Below are 13,775 nucleotides of genomic sequence, written 5' to 3' on the forward strand. Positions count from 1 at the left end.
GATCCTGCTCCTGCCGGCGGTGTTTGTTCCGCCCGTGGTCCATGCTTTAACGATTCGGTAACGGCTGGAGCCGCGATCCGCAAGCCCCGCGACCATGCTTACATCGGTTAGGCAGAAGAAAGTGGCGGCCCGGAGCTTATCGCCATCACGGGGTACTCAACCCTTGAGGGGCTACCTGTCGGAAGGGCTGGCGGAATACGGCATGGGGCGGCGCCGACGGTCTTTTCCTCGCGCGCGGCTTCTGCTAGCTTATTGACGTTTCCGTAAACGTAACATCTAGCGAGGCTTCCCATGGCTCTTCCACCGATCCTTTCCGATCATCTCCGACTGCCGGTGGTGGCCTCGCCGCTGTTCATCATTTCCCATCCCGCGCTGACGCTCGCCCAGTGCAAGGCCGGCATTGTCGGCGCCTTCCCGGCCCTCAACGCCCGTCCGGAGGCACAGCTCGACGAATGGCTGGCCGAGATCACCGAGGAACTGGCGAGCCACAATGCCAGAAACCCGGAGCGGCCCGCCGCCCCCTTCGCCGTCAACCAGATCGTCCACCCCTCCAACAAGCGGCTGGAGCATGACCTGACGATGTGCGTGAAATACAAGGTGCCGATCGTCATCTCCTCGCTCGGCGCGGTGCCGGAGGTGAACGCCGCCGTGCATTCCTACGGCGGCATCGTGCTGCATGACGTTATCAACAATCGCCACGCCCATTCGGCGATCCGCAAGGGCGCCGACGGCCTGATTGCGGTGGCGACCGGCGCCGGAGGCCATGCCGGCACGCTGTCGCCCTTCGCGCTTGTCCAGGAAATCCGCGAATGGTTCGACGGGCCGCTGCTTCTGGCCGGCGCGATCTCGACCGGCGGCGGCATTCTCGCCGCCCAGGCGATGGGCGCCGACATGGCCTATATCGGCTCGCCCTTCATCGCCACGACCGAGGCGCGGGCTTCGGACGCCTACAAGCAGGCAATCGTCGAGGCGCATGCCAATGATATCGTCTATTCCAACTATTTCACCGGCATCCACGGCAACTACCTGAAGTCGTCGATCGTCGCCGCCGGCATGGACCCCGACAACCTGTCGGTCGCCGATCCGTCGAAGATGGACTTCGACAAGGCGACCACCGGCGCCAAGGCATGGAAGGACATCTGGGGCTGCGGCCAGGGGATCGGCGCGGTCAAGGCGGTGGAACCCGTTGCAGACGTCGTCGATCGGCTGGAGAGCGAATACAAGGCGGCGCGCGCGCGCCTTGCCCTTTAGGCCACCCTTTTACGGGGTCAGCGCCGTGGAAGAGGGAAAACCGCAGGAGCCGAAATTCCCGGCTTGAAATTACGGCGCGATGCCTGTATCAGCGCCTCCAGATCAACGAACCGCACGCGCTGCGGTTCGCGTTGGCCGCTTTAGCTCAGGTGGTAGAGCACATCATTCGTAATGATGGGGTCGCAGGTTCGAGTCCTGCAAGCGGCACCACTCTTTTCCTTGTCTCCCGACATTCACCGCATGACCGCCAAGCCGTCACTGCGCTTGGGCGGTTGCCGCGTGTTGCGCGACACAGACTGAGGCCCCGAGACTGCCGCCCACGGCGATCAGGACCGGGTCGTCATGGCCGATGAGCGCGATTCCTTCACCGATGTTGTCCAGCGTGCCGCGCCATTGGCGTTCCGTCGGGCGGCTGACATTGCTGACGATGACGACGGGCGTGTAATGGGATGCGCCTTCGCCCATCAAACGTTCAGCGATCAGGGGAGCGGTGCGGCCGCCCATGTAGAAGACATTGGTCGTGCGCGGATCGGCGAGCGACGACCAGTTCATGTCCTTCGGCAGGCCTCCGTCCCGCGAATGGCCGGTGACGAAACGCACCGATTGGGCATGATCGCGATGGGTGAGCGAAAGGCCGAGCCGCGCGGCCATGGCGCTCGCGGCCGTGATGCCGGGAACGACATCGACGGGAATGCCCTCTTCCTGCAGGCGGGCGATCTCCTCCCCTGCCCGGCCAAAGATCATCGGATCGCCGGATTTCAGCCGCACCACGCGCTTGCCGGCCTTGGCGAGCCTGACCATCATGTCGTTGATGTCCTCCTGCTTGCAGCTTGTCCGGCCGCCACGTTTGCCCACCAGTAAGCGCTTTGCCTCACGGCGGGCAAGTTCGAGCACCTCTTCGGAGACGAGATCGTCGAACAGGATGACATCGGCGGCCTGAAGCGCACGCACGGCCTTGAGGGTCAGAAGCTCGGCATCGCCGGGGCCGGCACCCACCAGCGTCACTCGGCCGGTGGCGGCTTGACGCCCGAGCCTTTCGGCATCGGCGAGAAGGGTCCGGGCGGCATCCTCCCCGGGCGGCTGGTTTCCGGCAAAGGCGCGGTCGACGAAGCGTTCCCAGAAGGCGCGGCGCAGCTGGCCGGGGGCGAGCCTGTCGCTGACGCGCTCCCGCAGCGCCTGGGCGAGCTCCGCCCATTGTTTGAGCGCCGGCGGCAGCAGGGTCTCGATGCGGCGGCGGATCGCCTGGGCGAGGATCGGCGCGGCACCATCGGTGGAGATCGAGACGATGACGGGCGAGCGGTTGACGATCGAGCCGAACTGGAACTGGCAATAGGCCGGCTTGTCGATGACGTTGACCGGCACGCCGGCGGCAACGGCGGCGGCGAAGAAGGCGCGGGCGTCCTCATCGGTCTCGCAGTCGGCAAGGGCGAGCGCGGCGCCACGAAAACTCGCGTCCGACCAAATCGCGTCATGGTGTACGACGGCGCCGCGCGACGTAACGTCGCTGCCCCTCATCCGGCTGCCGCCACCTTCTCCCCGTTTTGACGGGGAGAAGGGACCCGTGGCACGGGCGGGGCTGCATACGTTTTCTCCCCGCCTGCGGGGAGAAGGTCCCGGCAGGGGGATGAGGGGCGTTTCCGCCATCAAACCGCGCATGACCTCCGACAGCTCGTCCTCGGCGCAATAGACATGCACCTGCGCCCCGCAGGCGGCGAGCAGTTCCGCCTTCCAGGCGGCGGCGTCAGAGCCGCCGGCGACGACGACGCGCTTGCCCTCCAGCGACCAGAAGACCGGTAGCTTGGCGAGCGGAGCCATGCGGGCGGGCGCGGGTCTTGCACCCTTGTCATTCGGCGGCAGCGACCTGGCATCCATCGATGATCCCCCTGATTTCGGCGCGGCAGGAGCCGCAATTGGTTCCGGCATAAAGCGTCTCGCCGATCGCCTCGACCGTGCCGCAGCCGCCACGGACGGCCGAGACGATCTGGTTGACGCCGACGGAAAAGCACGAGCAGACGGTGGCGCCCGGATCGCTTCGCCCGGCACCCGGACGGCCGGCGACGACGGCGAAGCGGGTACGGCTGTCGGCATGCGGTTCGGACAGCTGGCCGATCGCCCAGTTGCGCGACACCGAGACCGGATCGGGCGCCAGGAAGAGGGCGAGCAGCAGGGCAGCGCCATCAAAGAACGCGATTCGGGCCTCGCCGCTGGCACGGTCGCTGTAGCCAAGGCTTTGAGCGGCGTCCGGCAGGACGAAATGGGTGTGGCACCAGGCCTCGATATCGGAAAGCGGGGCGTCGAAGGCGAGTTCGACGCGCCAGCCGCCTTCGGCCCGGGCGAGCGCCCAGTAGGTCGCGTCGAGGCCGGAGGGCTTCACCGCGCTCACGGCAAAACCGTAGGCTCCGGCGGCAAATCGACGGGCAGCGACCGCGCCATGCTTGGACGCCGGCTGGCCGGAGACCGGATCGGTGATCGACGGCAGAAGCGTATCGACGCGGGCGCGGGCGGAGAATTCGTCCGTCCAGTGCATCGGCACGAAGACCCCTCCCCTCGCCTGCCGGGCAGTCAGCAGGGCGCGCACGATGATATGGCCGTGAGGGCTTTCGATCCTCACCAGATCGGCGTCGCTGATGCCGAGATTGGCGGCGTCGTCGGGATGGATCTCGACGAAGGGCTCGGCGAGATGGGAAGACAGGCGGGCGCTTTTGCCGGTGCGGGTCAGGCTGTGCCAGTGATCGCGCACCCGGCCGGTGTTGAGCGCCAGGGGAAAGTCGGCGGAGGTCCGGACCGGCACGTCGGCGTCGACCGCGACGAAGCGGGCCTTGCCGTCGACATGATAGAAGCGGCCATCGGCGAAGAAGCGGGTCTCCTGCGGTCCGGTTCCCGCCGGTTGCGGCCACTGGAAGGGCTTGAGTGTGGCAAAGCCGGGGTCGTCGATATCGCCATAGGCGCCGATGTCGAAGTCGCGAACGCCGTCGTTCTCGAAGCCTGAGAGCGCCGCGTGCTCGGCAAAGATCGCGGCCGGCGAGGCAAAGGCGAAGGCCTCGGCAAAGCCCATGCGGCGGCCGACTTCGGCCAATTGCCACCAGTCCGGCCGGGCATCGCCGGGCGGGGGAAGAAAGGCCCGCTGGCGGGAGATGCGGCGCTCGGAATTGGTGACCGTGCCGTCCTTCTCGCCCCAGCCGGTGGCGGGAAGCAGGACATGCGCGAGCTTCGTGGTGTCGGTGTCACGGACGATGTCAGAGACGACGACGAAGGGGCAGGCCGCGATCGCCGCCTTCACCGCATCGGCATCCGGCATGGAGACGACCGGATTGGTGGACATGATCCACAGCGCCTTGATGCGTCCGTCGGCGACGGCCTGAAACATCTCCACGGCCTTCAGGCCCGGCCTCTCGGCCATGGTCGGCGCGTTCCAGAAGCGCCGGACGCGGTCGCGATGATCCGGGTTTTCGATCTCCATATGGGCGGCGAGCATGTTGGCGAGGCCACCGACCTCGCGGCCGCCCATGGCGTTGGGCTGGCCGGTGAGCGAGAACGGCCCCATGCCGGGCCGGCCGATGCGGCCCGTCGCCAGATGGCAATTGATGATGGCATTGACCTTGTCGGTGCCAATGGAGGACTGGTTAACCCCCTGGCTGTAGCAGGTGACCGTCTTTTCCGTGCGTTCGAACAGGGCGAAGAATTCGCGGATCTGCATGGCCGGCAGGCCGGTCGCCTCGATCAGGTCGGCCATGGAGAGCGACGAGGCGGCGGCAAAGGCCTCGACAAAGCCGTTCGTATGGGCGCCGATATAGTTCTGGTCGAGCACCGGGCTTCGGGCGAGATGGGCAAGCAGACCGTTGAACAGGGCCATGTCGCCATCGGGGCGGACGGCCAGGTGGAGGTCGGCAATGTCGCAGGTCATGGTGCGGCGCGGATCGATGACGACGATCTTCATGGTCGGACGCCGGGCCCTGGCGGCGGCGATGCGCTGGTAGAGCACCGGGTGGCACCAGGCGAGATTGGAGCCGGTGAGAACGATCAGGTCGGCCAGTTCCAGATCTTCATAGGTTCCCGGCACCGTGTCGGCGCCGAAGCCGCGGCGATGGCCGGCAACCGAGGATGCCATGCAGAGCCGCGAATTGGTGTCGATATTGGCCGAGCCGATGAAGCCCTTCATCAGCTTGTTGGCGACGTAGTAGTCCTCGGTCAGCAGCTGGCCGGAGACGTAGAAGGCGACCGAGTCGGGGCCGTGTTCGGCAATCGCTTGCGAGAATTTTTCCGCCACGAGGTCGAGGGCCGCGTCCCAGCCGGCTGGCCGGCCGGCAATCTCGGGCGTCATCAGGCGGCCGTCGAGATCGATGGTTTCGGCGAGCGCCGTGCCCTTGGAGCACAGGCGGCCGAAATTGGCCGGGTGATCCGGGTCCCCCTTGATCGAAACCTTGCCGTCATCTGCGGCCGTTGCGATCACGCCGCAGCCGACGCCGCAATAGGGACAGGTGGTGCGGGTTTCAGTGGGCATTCGCAGTCATCCTCTGTTGTCTCAGACTACCCTTGCCCCTCATCCGGCTGCCGCCACCTTCTCCCCGTTTTGACGGGGAGAAGGGAATTGTGGCACCGTCGGCGTTCCATCCGCCTTCTCCCCGCCTGCGGGGAGAAGGTCGCGGCAGGGGGATGAGGGGCACTGTCCGCAGGACTCGCGCCATCCGCCTACTCCGCCGCCATCATCAGGCTTTCCAGCGCGATCGACAGCATGCCGCCGTCGTTGCGCACGGGGATGGTGCGCACCTCGCCTTCGTCGGCGCCGAGCGCGCGGCCCGTCTCCAGCGAGATCACCCAGTTGTGCAAGGGGCAGGTCACGGCCTTGCCGTGGACGATGCCTTGGCTCAGCGGGCCGCCCTTGTGCGGGCAGTGGTCCTCGATGGCGAAGACCTCGTTCTCGGCCGTGCGGAACACGGCGATCTTGCCCTCGGGCGTCTTCACGCAGCGCGCGCCGCGCAACGGGATTTCGTCGATATGGCCGATGGTGATCCAGGTCATGGGTTTCGTTTCCTCAACTGTTGTCCAACTTCGAAGCGCCCGTTGCCTCTTCTCCCCAGCGGGGAGAAGGTGGCCCGGAAGGGCCGGATGAGGGGGGCGCTTGCGCCACTGGCCCCCTCACCGCCTCGCATGCGCTCGGCACTTCTCCCCGCTGGGGAGAAGAGGGAGACCTACTCCGCCGCCGCTGAATAGCCGACGGTCGCCATCGGCTTGAACTCGTGCTTGTCCTTGCCCGACACGCGCTCGGACCACGGGTCGACCTGGGCGAATTTCTGGGAGAAGACGAAGCGCTCGTAATAGGCCTTGCGCTTTTCCGCGTCGGTCAGGATCTGCCGGCGGATCTCGTCCAGCCCGACGCGTTTCGCCCATTTGTAGATGCGCTCGAGATAGCGGGCCTGCTCGCGGTACATCTGGGTGAGCGCGACGATATGCTCGAGCGCCTCGTCCTCGGTCCTGACCAGACCCAGCACCTCCGTGCCCTTGATGTCGAGGCCGGCAGCACCCGCGAAGTGGATCTCGAAGCCTGAGTCCACACAGATGACGCCGATGTCCTTGCAGGTCGCCTCGGCGCAATTGCGCGGACAGCCGGAGACGGCGAGCTTGAGTTTCGCCGGGGTCCACGAGCCCCACATGAATTTTTCGATGCGGATGCCGAGCCCGGTCGAATCCTGCGTGCCGAAGCGGCACCAGTCGGAGCCAACGCAGGTCTTCACGGTGCGCAGGCCCTTGGCATAGGCCTGGCCGGAGACGAAGCCGGCCTTGCCGAGATCGGCCCAGACGGCGGGCAGGTCTTCCTTCTCGATGCCGAGAAGGTCGATGCGCTGGCCGCCTGTCACCTTCACCATCGGGATCTCGAACTTGTCGACGACGTCGGCGATAGCGCGCAGTTCGGCCGCGTTGGTGACGCCGCCCCACATGCGCGGCACGACCGAATAGGTGCCGTCCTTCTGGATGTTGGCGTGGACGCGCTCGTTGATGTAGCGCGACTGGTAGTCGTCGGCATATTCGTCCGGCCAGTCGCAGACGAGGTAGTAGTTGAGCGCCGGGCGGCATTTGGCACAGCCGCAGGAGGTCTTCCACTCCAGCTCCTGCATCACGGCGGGAATAGTCTTCAGGCCCTTGGCCTTGATCAGGCGGCGCACGTCGTCATGGCCGAGCTCGGTGCAGGTGCACATCGGGGTGACGGCGGCAGGATTGTAAGCGTCACCCAGCGTCAGCGCCATCAACTGCTCGACCAGTCCGGTGCAACTGCCGCAGGAGGCGGACGCCTTGGTGTGGGCACGCACGTCGTCGAGCGAGGTCAGGCCCTTGGCCGTGATCGTCCCGGTGATCTTGCCCTTGCAGACGCCGTTGCAGCCGCAGATTTCCGCATCATCCGGCAAGGCTGCAACGGCCGCCATAGGGTCCAGCGGGCTGCCCCCCTGATAGGCCTGGCCGAAGATCAGGGTGTCGCGCATCGCGGAGATGTCGGTGCCCTTCTTCTTCAGGTCGTTGAACCAGGCGCCATCGGCGGTTTCGCCGTAGAGCACCGTACCGATGATGCGGTTGTCCCTGATGACGAGGCGCTTGTAGACGCCGGCCGTGGCATCGCGCAGCACGATCTCCTGGCGGTCGTCGCCGTCGGCAAAATCGCCGAGCGAGTAGAGCTCGATGCCGGTGACCTTGAGCTTGGTCGGCGTGTCGGAATGGACGAAGGCGGGCGTGCGATCGCCGGCAAGATGCGAGGCGGCGATCCGCGCCATTTCGTAGAGTGGTGCGACGAGGCCATAGACCATGCCGCCGACCTCGGCGCATTCGCCGAGCGCGAGAATGTCGCCGTCGGAGGTCTGCATGCCGGCATCGACGACGATGCCGCGATTGACGGCAAGGCCTGCCTCCCTGGCGAGCCCGACATTCGGGCGGATGCCGACCGCCATGACCACCAGCGATGCCGGAATGATCCGGCCGTCGTCGAGCTCGACGCCCTCGACCTTGCCCTCGCCGATGATGGCCTTGGTGTTGGCCTTGCAGATCACCTTGATGCCGCGCTCCTCGACGGCCCTTTGCAACAGGTAGCCGGCGGCCGGGTCGAGCTGGCGTTCCATCAGCGTCGGCATGACATGCAGCACCGTCACGTCCATGCCGCGTGCGCTGAGGCCAGCGGCCGCTTCGAGGCCGAGCAGGCCGCCGCCGATGACGACCGCCTTGTCCCGGGACTGGGCGGCCAGCAGCATGGCCTGCACATCGTCGAGGTCGCGATAGGTGATGACGCCCGGCAGATCATTGCCGGGGACGGGAATGATGAAGGGCACCGAGCCGGTGGCGATCACCAGCTTGTCATAGCTCTCCGTCACGCCGTGATCGGAGGTGACGGTCTTCTTCTCCCGGTCGATCGCGACGATCCTGTGGCCCTTGTAGAGCATGATGCCGTGGTCGACATACCAGCCGTCGCCATGGATGACGATCTGCTCGTAGGTCTTTTCACCGGAGAGCACCGGCGAGAGCATGATGCGGTCATAGTTGACGCGCGGCTCGGCGTTGAAGATCGTGACCTCGTAGAGGCCGGGGGCCCTTTCGAACAGTTCCTCCAGCATGCGGCCGGGGGCCATGCCATTGCCGATGATGACGAGTTTCTCAGCCATTGATGTTACTCCGCGGCTTCGACGAAGCGGTGACGTTCGTAGAGGAACTTCAGCACGGCTTCGCGGGATTTGAGATAGGTGCGGTCGGAGGCAAGCGCGATGCGATCGCGCGGGCGGGGGATCGGAACGTCCAGCACTTCGCCGATCTTGGCGGCCGGGCCGTTCGTCATCATGACGATGCGGTCGGAGAGCAGCACCGCCTCGTCGACATCGTGGGTGATCATGATCATCGTGTTGCCGAGGCGCGCGTGGATTTCCATCACGGCATCCTGCAGATGGGCGCGGGTCAATGCGTCGAGCGCGCCGAAGGGCTCGTCGAGCAGCAGGATCTTCGGCTCCATGGCGAGCGCCCGGGCGATGCCGACGCGCTGCTTCATGCCGCCGGAGATTTCCGCCGGGCGCTTGTCCCTGGCGTGTGCCATCTGCACGAGATCGAGATTGCGCATGACCCAGTCCTGCTTTTCGGCCTTGGACTTGCGGCCGGCAAACACCTTGTTGACCGCGAGATTGACGTTTTCGTAGACGGTGAGCCAGGGCAGCAGCGAGTGGTTCTGGAAGACGACCGCGCGTTCCGGGCCCGGTGCGTTGACCTCGACATTTTCGAGGAGGACGGCACCGGACGAGACCCTCGTCAGGCCGGCGATCAGGTTCAACAGCGTGGACTTGCCGCAGCCGGAATGGCCGATGATCGAGACGAACTCGCCCTTGTCGATAGTCAGCGTCACGTCCTTCAGCACTTCGGTCCTCGTGCCGGCGCGTTCGAAATCCTTGTCGATATGGTCGATCTTGAGATAGGCGTTCATGGAGTCGTCTCCTCAATTGGCCGCTGTGCCGCGGGTGACGACGCTGCCCAAGAGGGCGACCAGCTTGTCGAGGACGAAGCCGGTCACGCCGATATAGGCGAGCGCCACGATGATGTCGGAGAGGCGCGACGAGTTCCACGCATCCCAGATGAAGAAGCCGATGCCGACGCCGCCGGTCAGCATTTCGGCCGCGACGATGGCGAGCCAGGACAGGCCGACGCCGATCCTGAGGCCGGTGAAGATGTAGGGCGCTGCGGCCGGCACCATGATGCGGACGAAGAATTCCAGCGGGTTCAGCCGCAGCACGCGGGCGATGTTGCGGTAGTCGTCCGGGATGTTGCGCACGCCGACGGCGGTGTTGATGATCACCGGCCAAATCGACGTGATGAAGATGACGAAGATCGCCGAGGGATTCGAATCCTGGAAGGCCGCGAGCGACAGCGGCAGCCAGGCGAGCGGCGGCACAGTGCGCAAGATCTGGAAGATCGGATCGAGACCGCGCAGCGCCCAGACCGACTGGCCGACGACGGCGCCGAGCAGGACGCCGACGATGGCGGCAAGTCCGAAGCCGATTGCCACGCGCTCCAGCGAGACGAGCACGCGCCAGGCCAGCCCGATGTCCTGCGAGCCGTAGTCGAAGAACGGATAGGCGATCAGGTCGAAGCTGTCGATCCAGACCTGCGATGGCGGCGGAAGGCTGGAGCCGGCTTGAGAACAGGTCAGCTGCCAGAGCGCCAGCAGGAGTGCGGCGACCACGAGCGGCGGCACGACGTTGCGGGCCATGCTTGCGCCGATGCGGCTCAAATCGAGCTTGCGGGCCGGTCGTTTCACCATCTGCACGACGGTGCCGCCCCCGGTCGTCGGGGTGGGGATCGGTACCTCGTTCTTGCGGGCGGTTGCGGTCATGGTGTGCTCCTCTTGCGAGCGGTGTCGGTTGTCGTCGGGGTTGGGCTGGGTTGCCCCTCACCCCGCCCTCTCCCCACAAGCGGGGCGAGGGAGTGCTAATGTTGCGGCTCCGCCCTTCTCCCCACCTGCGAGGAGAAGGAGTTCGGGGCACGGCCTTGGCCCCATCGCCCCCATCGCCCCTCTCCCCGTTCACGGGGAGAGGGTGGCGGCAGCCGGGTGAGGGGCAGGCGCGTCACGCGCCGGCCTTGATCGTCAGGCTGTCGAGATAGGCCTTCGGGTTTTCCGGATCGAAGACCTTGCCGTCGAAGAAGGTTTCGACGCCGCGCGAGGTGGAGGTCGGGATGTCGGCGGCGGCGAGCCCCAGATCGGCGGCTGCCGCGCGCCAGATGTCCTCGCGGTTGACCTTGTCCACCAGCGCCTTGATGTCGGTGTCAGCTGAGAACTTGCCCCAGCGGATGTTCTCGGTGAGGAACCAGGCGTCGTGGCTCTTGAACGGATAGGAGGCGTGATCCTTGAAGAACTTCATCTCCAGGCCGGTCTTCTCTTCCATCCGGCCGTTGCCGTAGTTGATGTTGCCCTTGAGGCGGCCGGCCACGTCCTTCGGCGGCACGTTGAACCATTGCCGCTTGCCGAGGATCGACGCCATTTCCTCCTTGTTGTCCATGCTGTCGGCCCAGATCTGGGCCTCGATGACGGCCATCATCAGCGCCTTGGCGGCGTTGGGGTTCTTCTCGATCCAGTCGGAACGCAGGCCGAGCGCCTTTTCCGGGTGGCCCTTCCAAAGTTCCCCCGTCGTACAGGCGGTGAAGCCGATGCCCTGGTTGACCAGTTGCTCGTTCCACGGCTCGCCGACGCAGAAGGCGTCCATGTTGCCGACCTTCATGTTGGCGACCATCTGCGGCGGCGGCACGACGATGGTAGAGACGTCCTTGTCCGGGTCGATGCCGCCGGCGGCGAGCCAGTAGCGGATCCACAGGTCGTGGGTGCCGCCGGGGAAGGTCATGGCGACCTTGATCTCGTTGCCGGCCGCCTTCTTGGTGGCAAAGGCGTCCTTGAGCTTCGAGGCGTCGAGCTGCACGCCCGTTTCCGCATATTCCTTGGCGACCGAAATGCCCTGGCTGTCGAGATTGAGCCGGGCAACGATCGACATCGGCACAGGCACGTTGTTCTGCGTCACCTTGCCGGTGGAGATGAGATAGGGCATGGGGGTGAGGATATGCGCGCCGTCGATGCCGTTCGCTTCGCCACCGAGCACGAGATTGTCGCGGGTGGCGCCCCAGGAGGCCTGTTTCAGCACTTCGACCCCGGTCAGGCCGTATTTGTCGAACAGGCCCTTTTCCTTGGCGATGATCAGGGGGGCGGCGTCGGTGAGCGCGATGAAGCCAAGCTTCAGCCCGGCGACCTCGGGGCCAGCACCGGCGGCAAAGGCACCCGAAGGCAGAAGCGTTCGCGCGGCGCCGATCACGGCGGCGGCAGCGCTGGTCTTGAGAATGCTGCGGCGGCTGATGCCCATTCCTGTAGTCTTCGTCATGTGCTGTTCCCTTTGCTGGAGACGGAGAGCCGGAAAACGAAAAAACGCCGCTCGGTGGATGCGTCAGCGGGGAAGGAGGAGCCCCGGACAGCAAAAACCTTGCGACGTCGATGTCTGATGTGAACGCGCGCTATGCGCTCATCTGCTGCCAGTCGCCATTGACCGGTGCGTTTTTATCCAAGCAATCGGCATGCCAGTTTGACACGCCTCGGGTAAGCCGATGTTTCAGCTAGCAAAATATTCGCTAAGGGGTCCGGAAGTGGCGCCCGCCTAAAAAGAAGCACTGCCGAACAATTGTGCGCCTGCTCTCGGGCCGGCTTAAAGGACGCTGGCGAATTGTGCACTGCGCTCGCCGTCAGGCATCCTCGTCGGAGCCATGCGAGGCGCCAAGCGCCCGCACCGGGAAGGCGGCGACATAGTCGGCAATGCGGCTCGGATCGAAGACGTGGCCGTCCATGAAGCGATCGTCGGGGGCGGCGCCCTCCAGCCGCACATCGGCGTCTGCCGGCCCATCCGCGCTGCCGAGGGCGGCACGATAAAGATCGGGCCGGTAGGCGGACACTGCCACCCTTGCACCGTCGTCGCTGAATTCCGCCTGCCCCCAGCGGATCATCTGGCTGTAGATCCACAGCGCCTGGCTTGGCCGTGGATAATTGGCGTGGTCACGATGAAAGACGAAATAGTCGGGGATCGTGCGCAGATTGCCCTTGGAGTCCAGGCTGAACTCGCCGGCCAGGACACGCCGGATAATGCCGACCGGGGCGGCGATGTAGCGAGGTTCTGCGAGCAGCGCGGCGAGCGTGTCGTGGTTTGCCCCGTCGTCGCACCAGCGCGCCGCCGCATCGAGCGCGACGATCAGGCGCGACACCGTCTCGGGATTGCCGTCCGCCCAATCCGGGCGCATGCCGATCACCTTTTCCGGGGCCGAGGGCCAGATGTCCTGCTTGGCCGCGACGATGCGGCCGACGCCACGCTCGGACGCCACCATGTTCCACGGTGCGCCGACGCAGAAGCCGTCAATCGCGCCGGCAGCCAGCGCATCGGAGGTGAGCGGCGGCGGCACGACGACCAGCTTGACGTCGCGGTCCGGATCGATACCGCCGGCGGCCAGCCAATAGCGGAACTCGTAATTGTGCGAGGAGAAGGGATAGGTCATGCCGAGCGTCGGCGGCTGTTCGCCGCTGGCGCGCATGTCCGACAAGACCGAGGCCAGAGCACGGGCGTTGTCGAGCGCCGACGCCGCATCGCCGAGACCGGTCAGGGCCTGCATGCGCTCGAATAGCCTGAGCGACAGTGTAATGGCATTGCCGCCGCGGCCGAGAGAGAAGGGCGTGATGGTCGGCGAAGGATTGGAGCCGAGGCCGAGCATGGAGGCAACCGGCATGGGCGAGAGCATATGGGCGATGTCGAACTGGCGGAAGGCCAGCCGGTCGCGGACATTGGCCCAGGAGACGTCGCGCACCAGGTCGAGGGCCAGGCCTTCCCTGGCGGCGAAGCCGAGTTCCGCCGCGACGATCAGCACCGAGGCATCCATCAGCGGAATGAAGCCGGCGCGCAGCACTTTTGCGCCGCGCGCGGTGCCGACTGCTGGCAGGGGCAGACTCGTTCCGCTATCGCTCGGTCCCGTCATGTCATTCACTCCGG

The 13,775-nt window shown here is 65.8% G+C and carries 9 protein-coding genes and 1 tRNA gene; 2 read left to right on the forward strand and 8 right to left on the reverse strand.

All coding sequences use genetic code 11. The annotated features are described in order from the left end of the window. Positions 1-291: 291 nt before the first annotated feature. Positions 292-1,251 (forward strand): NAD(P)H-dependent flavin oxidoreductase, encoded by a 960-nt coding sequence (locus RHIZ70P_RS01310; protein WP_115668572.1) that lies wholly within the window; start codon positions 292-294, stop codon positions 1,249-1,251. 134 nt (positions 1,252-1,385) lie between these two features. Beyond that, positions 1,386-1,461 (forward strand) — tRNA-Thr (locus RHIZ70P_RS01315). 45 nt (positions 1,462-1,506) lie between these two features. Here the strand turns inward: RHIZ70P_RS01315 and cysG are convergent. The 8 genes from cysG to RHIZ70P_RS01355 all read right to left on the reverse strand — a co-directional run bounded on the left by cysG (position 1,507) and on the right by RHIZ70P_RS01355 (position 13,761). Continuing rightward, positions 1,507-3,123 carry a siroheme synthase CysG gene (gene cysG, locus RHIZ70P_RS01320; protein ID WP_235842108.1) on the reverse strand — a complete coding sequence of 539 codons (1,617 nt, stop codon included), beginning with the start codon at positions 3,121-3,123 and terminating at the stop codon, positions 1,507-1,509. Next, positions 3,095-5,752, reverse strand: coding sequence for a nitrate reductase (locus RHIZ70P_RS01325; RefSeq protein ID WP_115668573.1), 2,658 nt, complete (start codon positions 5,750-5,752; stop codon positions 3,095-3,097). Before RHIZ70P_RS01325 ends, cysG begins: the two co-directional genes overlap by 29 nt. A 188-nt stretch (positions 5,753-5,940) precedes the next feature. Further along, on the reverse strand, positions 5,941-6,270 hold the full coding sequence (gene nirD / locus RHIZ70P_RS01330; RefSeq protein ID WP_115668574.1) for a nitrite reductase small subunit NirD: 330 nt from the start codon (positions 6,268-6,270) through the stop codon (positions 5,941-5,943). A gap of 170 nt (positions 6,271-6,440) precedes the next feature. After that, positions 6,441-8,891 (reverse strand): nitrite reductase large subunit NirB, encoded by a 2,451-nt coding sequence (nirB, locus tag RHIZ70P_RS01335; RefSeq protein WP_115668575.1) that lies wholly within the window; start codon positions 8,889-8,891, stop codon positions 6,441-6,443. A 5-nt stretch (positions 8,892-8,896) separates the two neighbouring features. Further along, positions 8,897-9,694 carry an ABC transporter ATP-binding protein gene (locus RHIZ70P_RS01340; RefSeq protein ID WP_115668576.1) on the reverse strand — a complete coding sequence of 266 codons (798 nt, stop codon included), beginning with the start codon at positions 9,692-9,694 and terminating at the stop codon, positions 8,897-8,899. 12 nt (positions 9,695-9,706) lie between these two features. Beyond that, entirely contained in the window at positions 9,707-10,600 is an 894-nt protein-coding gene (gene ntrB, locus RHIZ70P_RS01345) for a nitrate ABC transporter permease (RefSeq protein ID WP_115668577.1), read from the reverse strand. Between the two features lie 232 nt (positions 10,601-10,832). Next, entirely contained in the window at positions 10,833-12,131 is a 1,299-nt protein-coding gene (locus tag RHIZ70P_RS01350) for a CmpA/NrtA family ABC transporter substrate-binding protein (RefSeq protein ID WP_115668578.1), read from the reverse strand. Between the two features lie 355 nt (positions 12,132-12,486). After that, positions 12,487-13,761 (reverse strand): CmpA/NrtA family ABC transporter substrate-binding protein, encoded by a 1,275-nt coding sequence (locus RHIZ70P_RS01355; protein WP_419178264.1) that lies wholly within the window; start codon positions 13,759-13,761, stop codon positions 12,487-12,489. Between the last annotated feature and the right edge of the window lie 14 nt (positions 13,762-13,775).

Origin of the sequence: Paenirhizobium selenitireducens ATCC BAA-1503 (assembly GCF_900492185.1) — a bacterium.
Taxonomy (GTDB): Bacteria; Pseudomonadota; Alphaproteobacteria; order Rhizobiales; family Rhizobiaceae; genus Allorhizobium; species Allorhizobium selenitireducens_A.